Below are 19,046 nucleotides of genomic sequence, written 5' to 3' on the forward strand. Positions count from 1 at the left end.
GAAAGCCTACCGGTCAACGCGTTCCGGGCGCAGCCATGGTGGCGCAGCGCGGCGCCGGAAAAGGCCACCGAATACGGGAGGAAACGGGATGGTGATCTGATACGACCGATCACGGTCAGGTCACCTTCGCGGGGCGGGCGTCACGCGCCGGACTTCTTCGCGGCCTTCGCCGCCGCCTTCAGCTCCTGCTTGTGCGCCCGCACCCTGGCCAGCGACTCCGGTCCGGTGATGTCGGCGACGGAGCGGAAGGACTCCTCCTCGCCGTACGCGCCCGCGGCCTCCCGCCAGCCGGTGGGCCGTACGCCGAGCTGCTTGCCCAGCAGGGCGAGGAAGATCCGGGCCTTCTGCTTGCCGAAGCCGGGCAGTTCCTCCAGCCGTCGGCGCAGCTCCTCGCCGTCGGTGACGCCCCGCCAGACGGCCTCGGCGTCACCGTCGTAGTGCTCGACGAGGTACTGGCACAGCTGCTGGATACGGCCCGCCATCGAACCCGGATAGCGGTGCACGGCCGGCTTGTCGGAGAGCAGCGCGGCGAACGCCTCGGGGTCGTACGCGGCGATCTCCCGCGCGTCCAGATCGTCCGCGCCGAGCCGCCGGGCGATCGTGGCCGGCCCCTTGAAGGCCCACTCCATCGGGATCTGCTGGTCCAGCAGCATCCCGGTCAGCGCGGCGAGCGGGCTGCGGCCCAGCAGCGCGTCGGCGTCGGGGTCCTGGGCGAGGTGAAGGGTGACGTCCATGCCCCGATGATCGCGCGTCCCGGCTCAGCCCGCCCGCCAGTACCCCAGCGCGTGCACCCGCTGTCTGGGCACGCCGAGCTCCTTGCGTACGTACGCCGACAGTGTGCGGGTGGTCGCGGTGTCGCAGGCGATCCAGACGTACGGGTCCGGGGTGGACGCCAGCAGCGCGGGGAGGTCGGCCCGTACCCGCTCGACCAGCGCCGTCCCCGACCGGGGCACCTCGCGCACCTCGTGCCGGTCCGGGTCGGCCCGCCAGGGCAGTCCGTCGAGGGTGCCCTCGAACCATACGGTCGCCGGGGCGGACCCCAGTGCTCCGAGCAGGGAGTTGACGGCCGGCAGCGAGGCGGGGTCGCCCACCACGAAGACGCGGGAGGGCGCCGGGGCGGGCTCCTCGAACCCCGTGCCCTGCACGGTCGCCCCGACGGTGTCACCGGGCTTCGCCGCCCTGGCCCAGTCGCTGGCGCACCCCTCGTGCAGCGCGAACTCCAGGCCGAAGCTGCCGGCCGCCGGGTCGGGGTCGACCAGGGTGTACGCCCGCTGGTGCGGCTTGCCCGCGTTGTCGAACCACAGCCGTACCCACATCGTGGGGTGGACGCCGGTCGCCGCCAGCATCCCGCCGTCGGTGAGACGCAGCCGCCGGTAGCCGGCGGTGACGTCCTCCGTGCCGGTCACGGTGAACGTGAAGTCCTTCGCGCGGAACAGCTTGAGGACCGCGCCCTCCCAACCCCGCCCCTGCGCCATCGTCTTTTCACCCTTCACGTACGATTCCGTCACGGTTCTACTTAGGCGAGCCTAACCTAATGAGAAATGCCTGATGAGAAATGAGGGCGCAGTGGGTGGCGAGATCTTCCGGGACCCCTGGGGCATCCCCCATCTCCGCGCGGGGAGCGCGAACGAGCTCGCCCACGCCCAGGGCCGGGTCACCGCGCTCGACCGGGCCTGGCAGCTCGAGGTCGAACGGCACCGCGCGCAGGGCACCTCGGCGTCGTTCCTCGGCCCCGAGGCCCTCCCCTGGGACCGCTTCGCCCGCCGTGCCCGCCTGGCCGACACGGCCCGCCGCTGCTGGACCGAACTGCTGCGCACGGACCCGGAGACGGCGCGGTGGACACGGTCCTACGTGACCGGCGTGAACGAGACCCTGGCCTCCCTCGCGGCCGGGACCGCCCCCGAGTTCGCCCGTACGGGCCTGCGCCCCGGCCGCTGGGAGCCCTGGACGCCGCTCGCGGTGTGGCTCGCCACGCACATCCTGTTCGCCGGGTTCCCCGCCAAGCTCTGGCGTGAGCACGTCTTTGCCCGGCTCGGTGCGGACGCCGTCGGTCTGTTCGCCGCCGACGGGCCCGGCACCTCGGGCAGCAACGGCTGGCTGGTCGCCGGGGAGCGCACCGTCACCGGGCACGCGGTCATCGCCGGGGACCCGCACCGCTTCATCGAGGACCCCGGCGTCTACCAGCAGATCCGCCTGTCCTGCCCGGAGTTCGACGTCGTCGGCATCGCCGTGCCCGGCGTCCCCGGCATCGCCCACTTCGGCCACACCGGCACCGTCGCCTGGGCCATCACCAACGCCATGGCCGACTACCAGGACCTCTACCGCGAGCGGCTGCGGCGCACCGGCGCCGGAGTGGAGGCGCTCGGCCCGGACGGTACGTGGCACCGCGCCGCCCGGCACACCGAGACCGTCGAGGTGGCGGGCGAGGAGCCGGTCGAGGTCGAGGTCATCGAAACCGGCCGGGGCCCCGTCGTCATCGGCGGCCCCGAGGGCCTCGACGACGGCGTTCCCGAGCCCGGCGGGCCCCCGCTCGCCGTCGCCCTGCGCCACCCGCCCCGCGTCACCGGCGACCTCGGCTTCGGCGCCCTGCTGCCACTGCTGCGGGCCCGCCGGACCGTCGACGTGGACCGGGCCGTCGACCGGTGGGTGGAGCCGGTCAACGTGGTCATGGCCGCCGACACCGAGGGCGGCACCCTGCACCGGGTGGCCGGCCGGGTCCCGGTCCGCGCCGAGGCCAACGGCACGCGCGTGGTGCCGGCGTGGGAGCCCGGGTACGAGTGGCGGGGCTGGCACGAGCCGCCCCGCGCGGGACTGACCGAGGGCGTCGCCGTGATGGCGAACCAGCGCGGACCGTCGGCCCCGCTGGGCGTCGAGTTCGCCCCGCCGCACCGCGCCGACCGCATCACCGCACTGCTGGCACGCCGGACCCGCTGGTCCGCGGCCGACATGTCCACCATCCACACGGACACCCACCTGGCCTCGGCGACCCCGCTCCTGAACCTCGTCGCCGACCTGGACACCCCGCCCCTCACCGCCCCCGCCGCCGCCCTGCGCGACCGGCTGCTGCGCTGGGACCGGCGGATGGACGCCGGCAGTGCCGACGCGGCCGTGTTCGCGGCCGTGCGCGGTGCCGTCGTGCGGCGGATCGCGGGGCATCCCGGGCTCGCCGCGCTGGCCGTGCCGCCCGCGTATCCCGAGGTCTTCCGGCCCTGGCTCGCCCTCCTGCCCCGGGTCGGGTACGCCCTCGAACATCTTCTCGGCGCCGGGGAGCTGTTCGGCGTCGACCGTCCGGCGATCGTCCGCGAGGCACTGGAGGAGGTGGCCGCCCGGCCGCCCGCCGGTACCTGGGGCGACGCCCACCGGCTCGCCCCCTGGCGCGCGCTGCCGCCGGCCACGCCGTACGACGAACCCGGCCTCTCCGGCGACCACGACTGCGTGCTGTGCACCTCCTCCGTGCCCGGTCTGACCGACCTCGCCGCGCGGGGCCCCGCCGCCCGCTACGTCTGGGATCTCGCCGAACGGGAGAACAGCCGCTGGGTGGTGCCGCTGGGCGCCTCCGGCGTACCCGGCTCACCCCACCACCGCGACCAGCGGCCCCTGTGGCTCGCCGGCGACCTGGCCCCGGTCGTCACCGACTGGGCGCGGCTCACGAAGGAGACCGATGTCTGACCCGTACGCCCCCCGAACGGCCCTGCACGAACAGGTGGTCGACGGTTTCGGCACCGTACGCGTTGTGCCGCTGGACCCGGCCGCCGACGCGCCCCTGCTGCACCGCTGGGTGAGCGGGGAACGCGCCGCCTTCTGGGGCATGAACGGCCTGACCGAGCGGCAGGTCGCCGGGATCTACGCCCACATGGCCACCCTCGGCACCCATCACGCCCACCTCGTCCTCAAGGACGGCACGCCCGCCGCGCTGCTCCAGACGTATGAACCGGGCGCCGACCGTGTGGGTGACTGCTACCCGGTCGAACCGGGCGACATCGGCGTCCACCTGCTGATCGCCCCCGCGGACAGCGGGCAGCCCGGCTGGACCGCCGCCCTGGTGGGCGCCATCGCCGCATACGTGCTGGTGGGACTGGACCGCACGCGTGTGGTGGTCGACCCGGACGTGGCCAACGAGAAGGCCGTCGCCCGTTTCCTGCGGCAGGGTTTCACCGCCGGGCCCGTGGTCGTCCTCCCGGAGATCGACCTCCCGGACGTGTATCTGCCCGAGAAGAAGGCCCAGCTCGCCTTCCTCACCCGCGAGGTAGCCTTCGCGAGGTGACCCCCGACGACCTCGTCGCCCACTACGGACTGGAACCCATCCCCCAGGAGGGCGGCCGGTTCCGGCAGACCTGGGCGGGTCCCGTACGCCCCGACGGCCGCCCCGAGGGCACCGCCATCGTCGCCCTGCTCACCGGCTCCCCCGGCGACTTCTCCGCCCTGCACCGGCTGCCGTCCGACGAGATCTGGCACTACCACCTCGGCGACCCGCTCCAGCTGCTGCTCCTCGACCCCGACGGCACCGGCCGTACGCCCGTGCTCGGCCCGGACGTCCTCGGCGGCCACCACGTCCAGCTCACCGTCCCGGCCGGCACCTGGATGGGCGCGCGGGTGGCGGCGGGCGGCGCGTGGACGCTGTTCGGCTGCACCATGGCACCCGGGTTCACCTTCGAGGGCTACGAGCACGGCGACGCGGCGGAACTGACGGCGCGTTACCCCGAACGGGCGACGCTCATCGGGGAACTCAGCCGGCCATGAGCCGCGAAGGACTGCTCGACGGACAGACCGCCCTGGTCACGGGCGCGGGCGGCGGCATCGGACGGGGCATCGCGCTGCGGTTCGCCGAGGAGGGCGCGGCCGTCGCACTGCACTGCCGTACGGCGACGGCGTCCGCGCGGGAGACCGCCGGCCGTATCCGGGAGTCGGGCGGCCGCGCGGTCGTCCTGCGGGCCGACCTCACCGACGAGGACGCCTGCCACCGCGTGGTGGCGCAGGCGGCCGAGTGGGGCGGCGGCCGGCTGACCGCCCTCGTCAACAACGCGGGCGTCCAGCCCGTCCGCGACCTCGCCGCGATGACGGCCGCCGAATGGCGCACGGTCGTGGACACCAACCTGACCTCCGTCTTCGCCTGCACCCAGGCCGCGGCCCGGCTCATGCGGGACCAGGACGGCGGCACGGTCACCCACATCGCCTCCGTCGAGGCGCACAGCCCCGCCCCCGCCCACGCGCACTACGGCGCGTCGAAGGCGGCGGTGGTGATGCACGCCCGTTCGGCGGCCCAGGAGTACGGCCCCTGGGGCGTGCGCGTCAACACCGTCTCGCCCGGCCTGATCGACCGGGAGGGCCTGGAAGAGGCCTGGCCGGAGGGCGTACGGCGCTGGCGGCGGGCGTCCGCCGTGGGTCGGCTCGGCCGCCCCGAGGACATCGGCGACGCCTGCGTGTTCCTCGCCTCCCGGCTCGCCTCCTGGGTGACCGGCCACGACCTGCTGGTCGACGGAGGGGTCTCGGCCCGGCCGACCTGGTGAGCCGCGGAGGGGTTCCGGCTCGGCCGACGTGGTGAGCCACGCAGGGGTCTCGGCGCGGCCCACCTGGTGAAGCACCCAGTGGCCTGGGCCGGGACGACCCGGTGAAGCGGTGAGCAGACCGCGCCCGCCGTCCGTATCTGTCTCGTAGCCGGATGGCCTGGAGGCGGGTAGGACGTGGAGCGACGCGGGAGCGGGGCGGCGGGCGATGGCGGACGGGACGGAATCCGGAGCGGCCGCGGACCCCGGCGACTTCAAGGGCTGGTGCTGCTGGGCACCCTGCTGGTCCTGCTCCTCGGCGGCGCGGCCCCGGCGAGCGCCCACGCCGCCCTCCGCGGAGCCGACCCCGAGGACGGCAGCGTCCTCAAGTCCGCGCCCACGCACATCACCCTGACCTTCACGGAGTCCGTCGGCCTGCTGGAGGACTCCTTCCGCGTCTACAGCCCCGACAACCGCCGCATCCACCTCGGCGAGCCGCGGCACGCGGACGACGCCTCCGACACCGCCCGCGCCAAGCTGCCCGGCGGCCTCGCCGACGGCACCTACACGGTCGCCTGGCGGGTGATCTCCGCCGACAGCCACCCGGTCTCCGGCGCCTTCAGCTTCTCCATCGGCAAACCCTCGCCCACCCCGCCCGCCGCACCGGCGGACCACGCCGAACATCCGGTCACCAAGAGCCTCTACGACACCGGCCGCTATCTCGCGTACACCGCCGCCGCGCTGCTCATCGGCGCGGCGGCCTTCGCGGCGCTGTGCCGCCCGCCGGACACCGCCCCGCTGCGGGCGCCCCTGCTCATCGGCTGGTGGACCCTGCTGACGGCCACGGCCGCCCTCCTCGTCCTGCGCGCCCCGTACGAGAGGGGCACCTCACCGGCGACCGCCTTCGACCCGGACGCGTTCACCGGCGCCCTCACCGGCCGGCCGGGCCTCGCCCTGCTCACCCGCGTCGCCCTGCTCCTCACGGCGGCCCTGCTCGTACCGCTCCTGCGGCACCGCACCCCCCGGACCCGGCTGGCGGCCGGCGCGGCACTCTCCGTCGCCCTGGCCCTGACCTGGGCGGCGGCCGAGCACGCCTCCGCCGGGATCCAGGTACCGCTGGCCATGACGTCGTCCGTGCTCCATCTGCTGGCGATGGCGTGCTGGCTCGGCGGTCTGACCGCGCTGCTCCTCACCCTGCACCGCGCGCAGACCCCGCCGCCCCTCGCCACGGTCGCCCGCTTCTCCCGGCTGGCCTTCGCCTCGGTGACCGTCCTCGTGGTCACCGGCGTCTACCAGTCCTGGCGCGGCCTCGGCTCCTGGACGGCGCTGCTGGAGACGACGTACGGCAAGACCCTCACGGTCAAGCTCGCGGCGACGCTCTTCCTGCTGCTGGCGGCCGCGATGTCCCGCCGCTGGACGGCCCTGCTGGCCCGGCCGGCGACGGCCTCGGCGGAGGCCGGGCAGCGCGTACCGGAACTCGTGGGGGCACCCGGCTCCCCGCCGGCGACGGGGCCCGTGTCCCCGGCGCCGGACGGACCGGACGGACCGGACGCGCGGGAGGGCCTTCACCGCCGTGCCCTGCGCCGCTCGGTACTGGCCGAGGTCGTCGTCGCCGTGCTCGTCCTCCTGGTCACCACCGTGCTCACCGGCACCCTCCCCGCCCGCGCGGAGGCCGAGGCGGCCAAGGCCCCCGAGCCGCAGGTGGCCGGCCTTCCCGGCGCGGAGGCGTTCACGATCCCCTACGACGCGGGCACCCCCGGCGGCCGGGGCACCGTCCAGCTCACGATGGACCCGGGCCGGGTCGGCGAGAACGGCCTCCAGGCGGTGGTCTTCGACCCCCGGGGCGCCCTGAGCTTCGTACCGGAACTCCGAATCTCCTTCACCCTCGGGGCGAAGGACATCGGCCCCATCGACGCGAAGGTCACCGACCGGGGCGGCTACTGGGCCACCAGCGACCTCAATCTCCCCCTCGAGGGCACCTGGACGATGAAGATGACGATCCGGGTCTCCGAAGTGGATCAGGTGAGCGAGACCCGCCAGGTACGGATCTCCCGCTGATCACCGCATCCCGCCTGCGCATTTCCACACCTCGCCCGCGCATTTCCGATCACTCCGCCCGGGGATTCCCCCGCCCCATTCAAGATCGAAAAGGGGCGTTCCGTAAATTCCCCGGGAACTTCTCTACAACCTTCCGTTACGCGCGTATGTCTGGCTGACGCAGGGGTGTTCAGGGGTCCAGGCAGAGGAGCTCGGAAACGTGACCATGCGTTCCTTCGTCCGGCGGGTGGGGCCGCGAGTCGAGCGGAAGGCCGCCGAGCGGGTGTGGCAGCTGCGCACCCTGCGGCGACGCCGCAGAGCGGCGGACACGGCCCCGGAGTTCCGCCCGGTGGCGGTGCGCGGCCAGCGGCTGTACGGACGGGTCGTCACCCGGTTCGGCGCCGCGGAGGCCGCCGCCGCCAACCTCGCTCTGGTCGTCGACGCGCTGGAGCGGGAAGGCATCGCCCACTTCCTGGTACCGGCATCGCGCACCCGCCACACGGTCGGGGTGAACGCCGTCGACCGGGAGCGGTTCCTCACCGCCCTGGAGGCGCTCAACGCGGGGCAGCCGGTGTTCATCGGCCGGCCGCTGCCCGGGGGACAGCTCAGGCATCCCGCCCTGTTCATGGACGGCGTACTGCCGTCCGCGCTGCGCACCGCGCCCGTCCTGCGGATCGGCGAGAACCACCTCGGGCCCGCCGGCCAGCTGCTCGCCGGGCCCGAACTCGCCTGCGACGTCGAGTTCTGGGAGGACGGCGCGCAGCTCCTCGCCTCCGCCGACGGGCCCCGGAAACTGGCCAGGGTGCAGCCGCAGGCGTCCGAGGACGTCTTCGCCGAGTCCCTGATCGCGCCCCGGAACAACGGCGTCACCGACGTCCTCCCGGCGGCCGAGCAGAAGCCGGCCACGGTGCGCGTCGGCGACCGGGAACTGCCGGCCTTCGCCCCGCTCACCCTGCCGACCGTGGACGACGTGACCTTCCCCGTGGACGTCGTCTACACCTGGGTCGACGGCGAGGAGCCGGCGATGCGGGCCAAACGGGCCCGGTACCAGGAGGGCGGCATCGCCGAGATCCTGGACAAGGAGACCAACGCCTCCCGCTACACCAGCCACGACGAGCTGAAGTACTCGCTGCGCTCGCTCGCGATGTACGCCGACTTCGTCCGCCACATCTACGTCGTGACCGACGGTCAGACACCGCACTGGCTGGACCGGACGGCGCCCGGGATCACCGTCGTCGACCACCGCGACATCTTCCCGCCGGACGTGCTGCCGGTGTTCAACTCGCACGCCATCGAGACCCGGCTGCACCACATCCCCGGCCTGTCCGAGCACTATCTCTATTTCAACGACGACGTATTCGTCGGACGCCGGGTCACCGCCGAACATTTCTTCCACGGCAGCGGTCTGATGAAGGTCCCCGTCTCCCCGCTCAAGATCGGAATAGGAAAACCGCACGCCGAGGAGACGGCCACCAACTCCGCGGGAAAGAACGTCCGCGCGCTGCTGCTGGAGAAATTCGGCCGCATGACGACGAACAACTTCCTGCACACCCCGCTGCCGCAGCGGCGCGACACCCTGCGCACCCTCGAGGAGCTCTTCCCCGGGGACATCGCCCGCACCACGGCGTCCCGCTTCCGCTCCCCGCAGGACATCGCGGTGACGGCCCCGCTGCTCTACCAGTACGCGCTGATGACCGGCCACGGAGTGCCCGGGAGGTTCAGCTACCGGTACGTCAACATCAGCCGCCCCGACGCCGGGGCGCGCCTGGCCGATCTGAGCCGCAGCCGCCGCTTCGACTTCTTCTGCCTCAACGACGTCGACGTGCCACCGGAGGAGCGGGAGCCGGTCGGCGCCCGGATGCACGCCTTCCTGGAGGACTACTTCCCCTTCGCGAGCCCCTACGAGAAGCAGCCGTGACGGGGGCGGCGGGCATGGACCTCCGTCATCGCGTCGCGGCGCCCACCGGTGTCCGGGCCGCCCGGCACCTGCTGGCGCGGCTGCTCCCCTGGCCGGCCGCCCGGCTCTGGGCGCTGCGGACGGCCCCGGCCCGGCGGCGGCTGCGGGCCGCCGTCCCCGGACTGCGCCGCGTCAGCTTCGGACCGACCCGGCTGTACGGCCGTACCGTCGCCGGCTACACGGCGGCGGACGCCGTCGAGACCGACCTCGAGCGGGTGTGCACGCTGCTGGAAGGGCTCGGCGTCCCCTACTTCCTGGTCTCCGCGGGCCCCGGGACGGGGGCTCCGCGCCAGGTCGTCGGCGTCGAGGAGACCCACCGCGGCGCGGTGCTCTCCCGGGCCGCCCGGTGCTTCGCCGGCACCGCCGGATACGTCGGTGCCGTCGGACCGGACGGTGCCGTGACCGCCGCGGCGCTGTGGGCCGACGGGAAGCTGCCGCGGGCGCTGCGGCGGGCCGCCGTCCTCCGTACCGGACTGGTGCGCCTGGGCCCCGGAGGGCAGGTGCTCAGCGGGCTGGAGGCGGGCTGCGACATCGAGTTCTGGCGCCGGGGCCGGGACGTCCGCGCCGATCCCGGCTGGCTCACCGTGCCGGGCGCCCAGCTCCCCGACGTCTTCGGTCCGGCCCTCGTCGCCCCGCGCCGCAACCCGGTGACGGAGGTGCTCCCGCCGGCCGCGCGCCGCCCCGCCGCGGTGACGCGCCGCCGGGGCGGGGTGCCGACGTACGCCCCGTTCGCCGAGCCGGGCGTCGACGAGGTGTGCTTCCCCGTCGACGCCGTGTTCACCTGGGTGGACGGGGACGACCCGGTACTGGCCGCGAAACGCCGCGCCCACCAGGAGTTCTCTCACGGCATCGCCCCGCGCGAGACCGGCCCCTCCCGCTACACCAGCCACGACGAGCTGCGGTACGCGCTGCGCTCACTGGAGATGTACGCCGGGTTCGTCCGGCGCGTCTACCTCGTGACCGACTCCCAGCTCCCCGCCTGGCTGGACCCGGACGCGGCGGGCCTGACCGTGATCGACCACCGGGACATCCTCCCGGCGGACGCGCTGCCCGTCTTCAACTCGCACGCGATCGAGAGCCGCCTGCACCACATACCGGGCCTGTCGGAGCACTACCTCTACTTCAACGACGACGTCTTCATCAACCGCCCGGTGGGCGCCGGGCACTTCTTCCACGGCAACGGCATCGCCCGCATCCCGCTCTCCCCGCTGAAGCTCGGCGCCGGCCCCCCGCACCCCCTCGAGCCGGCCCCGAACTCCGCCGGCAAGAACGCCCGCGAGGTGATCCGCCGCTTCCACGGCCGGTACATCACCCACAAGTCGCTGCACACCCCGCACCCCCAGCTGCTGTCGGTGATGCGCGAGATGGAGAGCCTCGGGATCGGCGAGCTCGAACGGACCGCCCACTCCCGGTTCCGCTCCACCGCCGACGTGGCCCCGGCGTCCACCCTCCACCACCACTGGGCGATCGCCACCGGCCGTGCCGTCCCGGCCGACTACCGCTTCCGCTACGTCCAGCTGGGCACCCCGGACATGCGCCGCCGCCTGGACCGCCTCGCGGCCGGCGAGGACATCGACTTCTTCTGCCTCAACGACGTGGACACCACCCCGGAGACCCGGTCGGCGGCCCTCCCGGTCCTCCACACCTTCCTCGACCCCCTACCCCAGCCACTACGAGGCCCCGCGCCCCGCCCCACCCGGGCAGAGGCCGGCCCCCACGAATGACCACAGGGCCCCGAGCAGGTAGGGCAGGCCCTCGCCGCTCTGTGACACGGACAACGTCGAAGGGCCCCACCGCAAGCGGTGGGGCCCTTCGACGTTAGTGCCCGGTGAGGCACTGGCGGAGGATACGAGATTCGAACTCGTGAGGGGTTGCCCCCAACACGCTTTCCAAGCGTGCGCCCTAGGCCACTAGGCGAATCCTCCGGTCGGAACATTACATGACCGAGAGGAGTGCTCGCGAACTCGTTCCCCGCCCGCGACATGGGGTAGCCTCTGCGTAGCCCCTCACGCGGCGCTATCTGACTGAACTCCCCCAGGGCCGGAAGGCAGCAAGGGTAGGTCGGCTCTGGCGGGTGCGTGGGGGGCGCTTGTGTTCACGGGCGTCCGGGCGGGTTGTCAGTGCGCGCCTATAACCTCGTATGCGTGTCGTCTCTCGCGCTGTACCGCCGTTATCGCCCGGAGTCGTTCGCCGAGGTCATCGGGCAGGAGCATGTCACCGCCCCGTTGCAGCAGGCGTTGCGGAACAACCGGGTCAATCACGCGTACCTGTTCAGCGGTCCGCGCGGATGCGGCAAGACCACCAGCGCGCGGATCCTGGCGCGCTGTCTGAACTGCGAGCAGGGCCCCACGCCGACGCCGTGCGGGGAGTGCCAGTCCTGCCAGGACCTCGCGCGCAACGGGCCGGGTTCGATCGACGTCATCGAGATCGACGCCGCGTCGCACGGTGGCGTGGACGACGCCCGTGACCTGCGCGAGAAGGCGTTCTTCGGGCCGGCGAGCAGCCGCTACAAGATCTACATCATCGACGAGGCCCACATGGTCACGTCGGCGGGCTTCAACGCGCTGCTCAAGGTCGTCGAGGAGCCGCCCGAGCATCTGAAGTTCATCTTCGCCACCACCGAGCCCGAGAAGGTCATCGGGACGATCCGGTCGCGTACGCACCACTACCCGTTCCGGCTGGTGCCGCCCGGCACACTGCGGGACTACCTCGGCGAGGTGTGCGGTCAGGAGGACATCCCCGTCGACGAGGGCGTGCTGCCGCTCGTCGTGCGGGCCGGCGGCGGTTCCGTGCGGGACTCGATGTCCGTCATGGACCAGCTGCTCGCCGGTGCCGGGGCGGAGGGTGTGACCTACGCCATGGCCACCTCCCTGCTCGGGTACACGGACGGCTCGCTGCTGGACTCCGTCGTCGAGGCCTTCGCGACCGGTGACGGCGCCGCCGCCTTCGAGGTCGTCGACCGCGTGATCGAGGGGGGCAACGATCCGCGGCGGTTCGTCACCGACCTGCTGGAGCGGCTGCGGGACCTCGTCATCCTCGCCGCCGTGCCCGACGCCGGCGAGAAGGGGCTCATCGACGCCCCCGCCGACGTCATGGAGCGGATGCAGGCACAGGCCGGCACCTTCGGCGCCGCCGAGCTCAGCCGTGCCGCCGACCTCGTCAACGAGGGGCTGACCGAGATGCGCGGCGCCAACTCGCCGCGCCTTCAGCTCGAGCTGATCTGCGCGCGCGTGCTGCTGCCCGCCGCGTACGGCGACGAGCGCTCGGTCATGGCCCGGCTGGACCGGATCGAGCGCGGGGTGAACTTCTCGCCGGGCACCGGTGCCGCCATGCCGGCCGTGGGGTACGTTCCCGGGCCGGGGGCCCATGCCGGGGCGCCCGCGCAGGCTTCCGTGGAGCCGGGGGGCGGACCCGCCGCCGCCCGGGCCGCGGTGCGGGGGCCGGGTCCGGCACCCGAACCCACTCCCGCGCCCCCTCCCGCGCCCGCGTCGCCCGCGCCCCCTCAGCAGCAGCCCCCCGCTGCCGCCCCGGCGCCCTCCGGCGCTCCCGGCGCCTGGCCCACCGCGGCCTCCGCCGGTGGCGGCGCCGGCCGCCGGCCGGGCGGCTGGCCCACGGCCGCCCCGACGGGCGGCGGCCAGCCTCCGGCGGCCCCGGCCCCGGCTCCGGCTCCGGCCCCTGCTCCCACACCCGCGTCCGCGCCCGCGCCGGCCCCGCAGGCGGCCCCCGCGCCGTCCGCGGGCGGTGGCGGCGGGCCCGACCCGCGCGTGCTCTGGCCGAACATCCTGGAGACGGTCAAGAACCGGCGCCGCTTCACCTGGATCCTGCTCAGCCAGAACGCCCAGGTGACCGGCTTCGACGGCACGACCCTCCAGATCGGCTTCGTGAACGCGGGCGCGCGGGACAACTTCGCCGGCAGCGGCAGCGAGGACGTGCTGCGGCAGGCGCTGGCCGAGCAGTTCAACGTGCACTGGAAGATCGAGGCCGTCGTCGACCCGTCCGGTGGCGGCGGCGGAGGCATGGGGGCGCCCGCCCCGGCCGGCCCGCCCGGCGGCGGCCGGGGCAGCGGCGGTGGCGGATACGGCGAGCGGCCGTCCGCTCCCCAGCCGGGCGCCCCCGCCGCGGGGCCCGCCCGGCCGGCGAGCGCCCCCTCCGCACCCGCGCCCGCCCCGGCACCCCGCCCCTCCGCCCCGGAGCCGCCGCCCCCCGTCTCGCCGGAGGACGACATCCCCGAGGACGACGACCCCGACCTGGACGAGTCCGCCCTCTCCGGGCAGGAACTCCTGGTCCGCGAGCTGGGCGCGACGGTCGTCGAGGAGCTCACCAACGAATAGGGGTGTGGAGGATCGTACGAGCGCGCTCCGCCCGCCCCTTCGGAAGCCCGCACAAGGCGAAGCGGCCGTCTCCCGTTAGGCTGACCCCCGTGAAGGTCCTCGTCATCGGCAGCGGCGCCCGCGAACACGCCCTGTGCCACAGCCTGTCCCTCGACCCCGACGTCACGGCGCTGCACTGCGCCCCCGGCAACGCCGGGATCGCCGAGGTCGCCGAGCTGCACCAGGTCGACGCCCTCGACGGTGCCGCCGTGACCGCGCTGGCCGCGCGGCTCGGCGCGGACCTCGTCGTGGTCGGCCCGGAGGCGCCCCTCGTCGCCGGTGTCGCCGACGCCGTGCGCGACGCGGGCATCCCGGTCTTCGGCCCCTCCAAGGAGGCCGCGCGCCTGGAGGGCTCCAAGGCGTTCGCCAAGGACGTCATGGCGGGTGCCGGCGTGCCCACCGCCCGCAGCTACGTCTGTACGACGCCGGAGGAGGCCGACGCGGCCCTCAGCGCGTTCGGCGCCCCGTACGTCGTCAAGGACGACGGTCTCGCGGCCGGCAAGGGCGTCGTCGTCACCGACGACGTCGAGGCGGCCCGCGCGCACGCCGCCGGCTGCATGGGGGTACCTCCCGGGCCTTCGGGGCAGCGGGGGAGCGTGGTCATCGAGGAGTTCCTCGACGGCCCCGAGGTCTCCCTCTTCGCGATCACCGACGGCGAGACGGTCGTCCCGCTCCAGCCCGCCCAGGACTTCAAGCGCGCGCTGGACGGCGACGCGGGCCCGAACACCGGCGGCATGGGCGCGTACTCCCCGCTGCCCTGGGCCGACCCCAAGCTGGTCGACGAGGTCATGGAGACGGTTCTCCAGCCGACCGTGGACGAGCTGCGGCGCCGGGGCACCCCGTTCTCCGGACTGCTCTACGCCGGTCTGGCGATCACCTCGCGCGGTGTCCGCGTGATCGAGTTCAACGCCCGCTTCGGCGACCCCGAGACCCAGGTGGTCCTGGCCCGGCTGAAGACCCCGCTGGGCGGCGTGCTGATGGCCGCCGCCACCGGCAACCTCGCCCATCTGGAGCCGACGCGCTGGAGCGACGAGGCCGCGGTCACCGTGGTCGTCGCCTCCCACAACTACCCCGGCACGCCGCGCACCGGCGACCCGATCACCGGCCTGGACGAGGTCGCCGCCGAGGACGCCCCGCACGCGTACGTCCTGCACGCGGGGACGAAGCGGGACGGCGACGCGGTCGTCAGCGCGGGCGGGCGCGTGCTGTCCGTCACGGCGACGGGCAAGGACCTCACCGAGGCCCGCGACCGCGCCTACCGGGCGGTCGCCCGCATTCGCCTCGACGGTTCCCAGCACCGTACGGACATCGCCGCGAAGGCGGCGCGCGAGGCGTGAGCCCGGACGCACGGCGTCGATGAACGCCTCGGGCCCCGGATCCGTCTCAGGATCCGGGGCCCGACCCTTGCCGTCCGTCGCCCACCTTTCCCCAAAGCCATTCCATCGGGTGAGCGATGCGCCAACCGGCTGACGGGGACCGGGGCCCCAACTATGGTGCCGCGCAAGTGTTCCGGCACTTGGCCCACCGGCATTTGCGGTGTCAGTGGCGGGTGCCACAGTGGGGGAATGGACAACGCCGGGACAGCGTCGGGTTTCCCGTGAGGGGGTGAGGTCGGGCCATGAGCGGAAGCGGAACGGGAGCGGAGACGGGCGCGCGGTCCGCGCGGGCGCACGCGCTGGCGGTACTGCGGATCCGCAGCCGGGCACTGGCCGTCGCGCTGCTGCCGGCCGCCGGCGCCGTGGTCCTCCTCGTCGGCGGCTCCACCGGCCATCTGCCGGGCGGCGGCTGGGACCTCGCCCGGCGGGTGCTCGCCCCGGTCGCGGTGCTCGTGCTGCTCGCCGCCGCGGGGGTCGCCCTGGTCATCGCGCGGGCCCGGCCCGCCATGAGTCCCACGGTCCCGGTCGCCGAGGACGCGGCCCCGGACCTGTACCGGATGGTGCGCGACCTCGCCGACCGGCTCGGCGTTCCCGCCCCTTCCGCGATAGCGCTCACCCCGGACTGCGACAGCTGGCTGGAGGACCGCACCCACCCGGCGCACGGGCGCCCGCCGCCCGCCGAGGAGCGCGGCGACATAGCCGGTGCGGGCCGCCCCGCCCGGGCCAGGACCGCGGCGCCCGTGCTGGTGATCGGCTCGCCGTTCCTGTGGTGGATGCGGGTGGGCGAGCTGCGCGCGGTCCTCGCCCCGGTCGTGGCCGGTACGGGACCTTCGGCGCATCCGGACATAGCCGCCGCCCGGCGCTTCGTGCGGGGGCTGGACGCGGCGGTGGCCGTGACGTCGGCGCCGGGCCGGCCTGCCGTCGTCCGCGGGATGCTCGCGGGCGCCGGCTGGGTGACCCGGCTGCTGCTGCGGGGCTGCCGGGGGCACGCGGCCGAGATGGAGCGCGGTGTCGCCGCCGCGGCGGCCGAGCGTGCACAGGCTGTGGACTACGGGCAGCGCATCGTCGCCCAGGAGCAGGTGGGCCTCGCCTACGCGGGCTGGGACCGGCTGCTCACCCGGGTCGCGCTGCCCGCCTGGCGGATGGGCCGCTGGCCCTCGCGGCTCAGCGCGGGAGTGGTGGCGGCGCTGACCGAGCTGTCCCGCCGGGACCGGCTGGCGGAGGGCTTCGCCTCCCGTCTCGGTGAGCGTCCCGCGTGCGACCTGCTGGAGGAGCCCGGCACGATGGACGAGGCCACCTCGCTCCTCGCCGCCCGCCTCTTCCACGGCGGGCCCGCGGAGACGGGGCCGGACTGGCTCCCGGTCCACTGGGGCGACTATCCGGAGGAGGTCGTCGACCGCAAGTGGCGCACCGACGCGGCCCGCCTCCACCGCGTCCTGGACGTCCTCCACGTCCCCCCGGCCCCCGGCGACGCTCCGTCCCTTTCCCGGGTCCTGACCCACCTGACCACTCCGGCGCCCTCCCCGGCGGACGCGGGGGAGGAACCGACGGACCCCATCCGGTCCAGCGCCGCGGTCGCCGCCTCGGCGGTCGCCGCCTCGGCGCTCGCGCCGGGAGACGCGGGCGCGGACGACGAGGACCCCACCCCCACCACCCCCCAGAGCGCCGACCTCGCCGCCCGGCTCAGTGCCGAGGTGGGCCGGGAGGAGGCCGCCGCGGCCTCCGGTCCGCGGGGCACCGCCCCGCGGAGGGACGAGCACGCGCTGCCCCTCTTCCCGCTCCAGCCCCCGCGCACCGCCCGTGAGCTGCTCGCCGACCACATCACGGCGATGGTCTGCTGTACGGCGATGGACACCGCGGGTGCCACCCCCGGGCTCGACTGGCTCGACGGCCCCACACTCCTCCTCGGCGGCGGACGGGCCGGCGACCTGTCCTCCCAGGTCCTCACCCTCATCGAGGACGGCGACCCCTCCCCCCTCCGTCAGTGGCTGGCCCGACAGGGCATACGCCCCGAGAAGCCGGTACGCCTCGTCTGAGCCGCTCGGCCTCGGATTCCCAGGCCCCGGGGCCCTGCCCCTCGGAACCCCCGGGTGTCCCAGAACCCCGGGCCCCGCTCCGGAACACCCCCTTCCACTTTCGGTCAATCGAAGACGAACGGTGACGGAGTGCGTGCGTAATGTGATGTGCTGGGACCGTTCGTGCCCACGGGCATGAGCGCGCGACATACGACAAGCACATAGCTCGAGGGAGGGGGCGCCCATGAGCGCGGAGCAGATCCGCCGCTGGGAGTCGGGGGCACTCGCCCACGCCGTGAACGATCCCTTCGGGCAGGGACCCCTCCCCTGGCTGCGCGGCGGTGAGACGTACTTCGGCGACACCGGCCAGGTCGTCCCCTGGTACGTGGAACCGGACCCGGAGCAGCCCGCCCTCCGCCCCCTCCCCAGGCAGGGGACCGGGATCCCCGCCCCCCGCCGCTCCGGTTCCGTCGGACCCCGTGCCGCCGACGACGTACACCGCCAGATCAAGGGATTCAGCTCCGCCGGCGCGGTCGCCCCGGGGGAGTCCATCGACTTCCACATCACCGTCGACCCGCCCCAGCCGTTCGACGTGGACGTCTACCGCATCGGTCACTACGACGGCCAGGGCGCCACGAAGATCACCTCCAGTCCGCGCCTGTCCGGCCTGGTGCAGCCCGCCCCGCTCACCGCCGACCGCACCGTCTCCTGCCACCACTGGTGGCTGTCCTGGCGGTTACCGGTCCCGTCGTACTGGAACGCCGGCGCGTACGTCGCCGTCCTCACCACCGCCGACGGCTACCGCTCGCACATCCCGTTCACCGTCCGCGACACCCGCCCCGCGGACCTCCTCCTCGTGCTGCCCGACATCACCTGGCAGGCGTACAACCTGTACCCGGAGGACGGCCGCACCGGCGCGAGCCTGTACCACGCCTGGGACGAGCAGGGCCGGCTGCTCGGCGAGTCCGACGCCGCCACCACCGTCTCCTTCGACCGCCCGTACGCGGGCGCCGGCCTCCCGCTGCACGTCGGCCACGCCTACGACGTCATCCGTTGGGCCGAGCGCTACGGCTACGACCTCGCCTACGCGAACGCCCGCGACCTGCACGCCGGCCGGATCGATCCCGCCTGCTACCGGGGCGTGATCTTCCCCGGCCACGACGAGTACTGGTCGGCGCCCATGCGCACCGCCGTGGAGCGGGCCCGGGAGCACGGCACGTCCCTCGTCTTCCTCTCCGCCAACACCCTGTACTGGCAGGTCGAGCTCGCCCCCTCCCCGTCCGGCCCCGCCCGCCTGCTGACCTGCCGCAAACGCCGGGGCCCGGGCAGGCCGACCCTGTGGCGCGAACAGGACCGCGCCGAGCAGCAGCTCCTCGGCATCCAGTACGCCGGCCCCGTGCCGCGGCCGTATCCGCTGATCGTCCGCAACGCCGGGCACTGGATGTGGGAGTCGACCGGCGCCCACGAGGGCGACGGCATCGAGGGCCTGGTCGCCGCCGAGGCGGACCGCTACTACCCGCGCACCCCGCTGCCCGCGCACGAGGAGCGGGTGCTGCTCGCGCACTCCCCGTACACCGACCGCCAGGGCGCCCGCCGCCACCAGGAGACCTCCCTCTACCGGGCCCCCTCCGGCGCCTGGGTCTTCGCCTCCGGCACGTTCGCCTGGTCCCCCGCCCTGGACCGCCCCGGCCACACCGACGCCCGCGTCCAGCGCGCCACCGCCAACCTCCTCGACCGCATCTGCAAACGCGACTGACCTGGCCCGCGGCCCCCCATAGGGAGAACCGTCCGCGCATACGGGAGAATCG

General features: G+C 74.3%; 13 protein-coding genes, 1 tRNA gene and 1 other RNA gene. 12 read left to right on the plus strand and 3 right to left on the minus strand.

Annotated features, from left to right (window positions below):
* Positions 1-140 precede the first annotated feature (140 nt).
* Positions 141-734 (minus strand): HhH-GPD-type base excision DNA repair protein, encoded by a 594-nt coding sequence (locus IF28_RS0107425; protein WP_030215725.1) that lies wholly within the window; start codon positions 732-734, stop codon positions 141-143.
* 24 nt (positions 735-758) lie between these two features.
* On the minus strand, positions 759-1,475 hold the full coding sequence (locus IF28_RS0107430) for a siderophore-interacting protein (protein WP_030215728.1): 717 nt from the start codon (positions 1,473-1,475) through the stop codon (positions 759-761).
* A gap of 91 nt (positions 1,476-1,566) precedes the next feature.
* Here IF28_RS0107430 and IF28_RS0107435 point away from each other — a divergent pair, with 91 nt between their 5' ends.
* The 7 genes from IF28_RS0107435 (at position 1,567) to IF28_RS36215 (ending at position 11,201) form a co-directional block, all read left to right on the plus strand.
* A complete protein-coding gene (locus IF28_RS0107435; protein WP_106982004.1) occupies positions 1,567-3,669 on the plus strand; it encodes a penicillin acylase family protein in 2,103 nt (700 codons plus the stop codon).
* Entirely contained in the window at positions 3,662-4,264 is a 603-nt protein-coding gene (locus tag IF28_RS0107440) for a GNAT family N-acetyltransferase (protein WP_030215733.1), read from the plus strand. The genes IF28_RS0107435 and IF28_RS0107440 overlap by 8 nt, the downstream gene beginning before the upstream one ends.
* Positions 4,261-4,740 carry a cupin domain-containing protein gene (locus IF28_RS0107445; protein ID WP_030215735.1) on the plus strand — a complete coding sequence of 160 codons (480 nt, stop codon included), beginning with the start codon at positions 4,261-4,263 and terminating at the stop codon, positions 4,738-4,740. The genes IF28_RS0107440 and IF28_RS0107445 overlap by 4 nt, the downstream gene beginning before the upstream one ends.
* Positions 4,737-5,507 (plus strand): SDR family NAD(P)-dependent oxidoreductase, encoded by a 771-nt coding sequence (locus IF28_RS0107450; protein WP_030215738.1) that lies wholly within the window; start codon positions 4,737-4,739, stop codon positions 5,505-5,507. Before IF28_RS0107445 ends, IF28_RS0107450 begins: the two co-directional genes overlap by 4 nt.
* A gap of 261 nt (positions 5,508-5,768) precedes the next feature.
* Positions 5,769-7,541, plus strand: a complete 1,773-nt coding sequence (locus IF28_RS0107455) for a copper resistance protein CopC (RefSeq protein ID WP_030215740.1) — start codon at positions 5,769-5,771, stop codon at positions 7,539-7,541.
* A gap of 199 nt (positions 7,542-7,740) precedes the next feature.
* Positions 7,741-9,438 carry a stealth family protein gene (locus IF28_RS0107460; RefSeq protein WP_030215742.1) on the plus strand — a complete coding sequence of 566 codons (1,698 nt, stop codon included), beginning with the start codon at positions 7,741-7,743 and terminating at the stop codon, positions 9,436-9,438.
* 14 nt (positions 9,439-9,452) lie between these two features.
* Complete coding sequence (locus tag IF28_RS36215) at positions 9,453-11,201, plus strand: stealth conserved region 3 domain-containing protein (RefSeq protein ID WP_078620945.1); 1,749 nt, start codon at positions 9,453-9,455, stop codon at positions 11,199-11,201.
* Between the two features lie 113 nt (positions 11,202-11,314).
* Here the strand turns inward: IF28_RS36215 and IF28_RS0107470 are convergent.
* Positions 11,315-11,402 (minus strand) — tRNA-Ser (locus IF28_RS0107470).
* A gap of 72 nt (positions 11,403-11,474) precedes the next feature.
* Between IF28_RS0107470 and ffs the strand changes: the two genes are divergently transcribed.
* The 5 genes from ffs (at position 11,475) to IF28_RS0107490 (ending at position 18,994) form a co-directional block, all read left to right on the plus strand.
* Positions 11,475-11,573, plus strand: an RNA gene (gene ffs / locus IF28_RS37245) — signal recognition particle sRNA small type.
* Positions 11,574-11,621: 48 nt separating this feature from the next.
* A complete protein-coding gene (locus tag IF28_RS0107475) occupies positions 11,622-13,808 on the plus strand; it encodes a DNA polymerase III subunit gamma and tau (protein WP_030215744.1) in 2,187 nt (728 codons plus the stop codon).
* 89 nt (positions 13,809-13,897) lie between these two features.
* The gene (gene purD / locus IF28_RS0107480) at positions 13,898-15,184 is read left to right on the plus strand and encodes a phosphoribosylamine--glycine ligase (RefSeq protein WP_030215747.1); all 1,287 of its coding nucleotides are present in this window, start codon (positions 13,898-13,900) and stop codon (positions 15,182-15,184) included.
* A 281-nt stretch (positions 15,185-15,465) separates the two neighbouring features.
* Entirely contained in the window at positions 15,466-17,259 is a 1,794-nt protein-coding gene (locus tag IF28_RS0107485; RefSeq protein ID WP_030215750.1) for a membrane protein, read from the plus strand.
* A 223-nt stretch (positions 17,260-17,482) separates the two neighbouring features.
* Positions 17,483-18,994 (plus strand): N,N-dimethylformamidase beta subunit family domain-containing protein, encoded by a 1,512-nt coding sequence (locus tag IF28_RS0107490; RefSeq protein ID WP_030215753.1) that lies wholly within the window; start codon positions 17,483-17,485, stop codon positions 18,992-18,994.
* Positions 18,995-19,046 lie beyond the last annotated feature (52 nt).

The organism is Streptomyces sp. NRRL WC-3626 (assembly GCF_000718785.1).
GTDB classification, from domain to species: Bacteria; Actinomycetota; Actinomycetes; order Streptomycetales; family Streptomycetaceae; genus Streptomyces; species Streptomyces edwardsiae.

Bases quoted from the DNA above. Each gene is read 5' to 3' on its own strand.
- IF28_RS0107425 (WP_030215725.1), bottom strand. From the start codon at position 734: ATGGACGTCACCCTTCACCTCGCCCAGGACCCCGACGCCGACGCGCTG.
- IF28_RS0107485 (WP_030215750.1), top strand. From the start codon at position 15,466: ATGAGCGGAAGCGGAACGGGAGCGGAGACGGGCGCGCGGTCCGCGCGG.
- IF28_RS0107450 (WP_030215738.1), top strand. From the start codon at position 4,737: ATGAGCCGCGAAGGACTGCTCGACGGACAGACCGCCCTGGTCACGGGC.
- IF28_RS0107490 (WP_030215753.1), top strand. From the start codon at position 17,483: ATGAGCGCGGAGCAGATCCGCCGCTGGGAGTCGGGGGCACTCGCCCAC.
- IF28_RS36215 (WP_078620945.1), top strand. From the start codon at position 9,453: ATGGACCTCCGTCATCGCGTCGCGGCGCCCACCGGTGTCCGGGCCGCC.
- IF28_RS0107440 (WP_030215733.1), top strand. From the start codon at position 3,662: ATGTCTGACCCGTACGCCCCCCGAACGGCCCTGCACGAACAGGTGGTC.
- IF28_RS0107430 (WP_030215728.1), bottom strand. From the start codon at position 1,475: ATGGCGCAGGGGCGGGGTTGGGAGGGCGCGGTCCTCAAGCTGTTCCGC.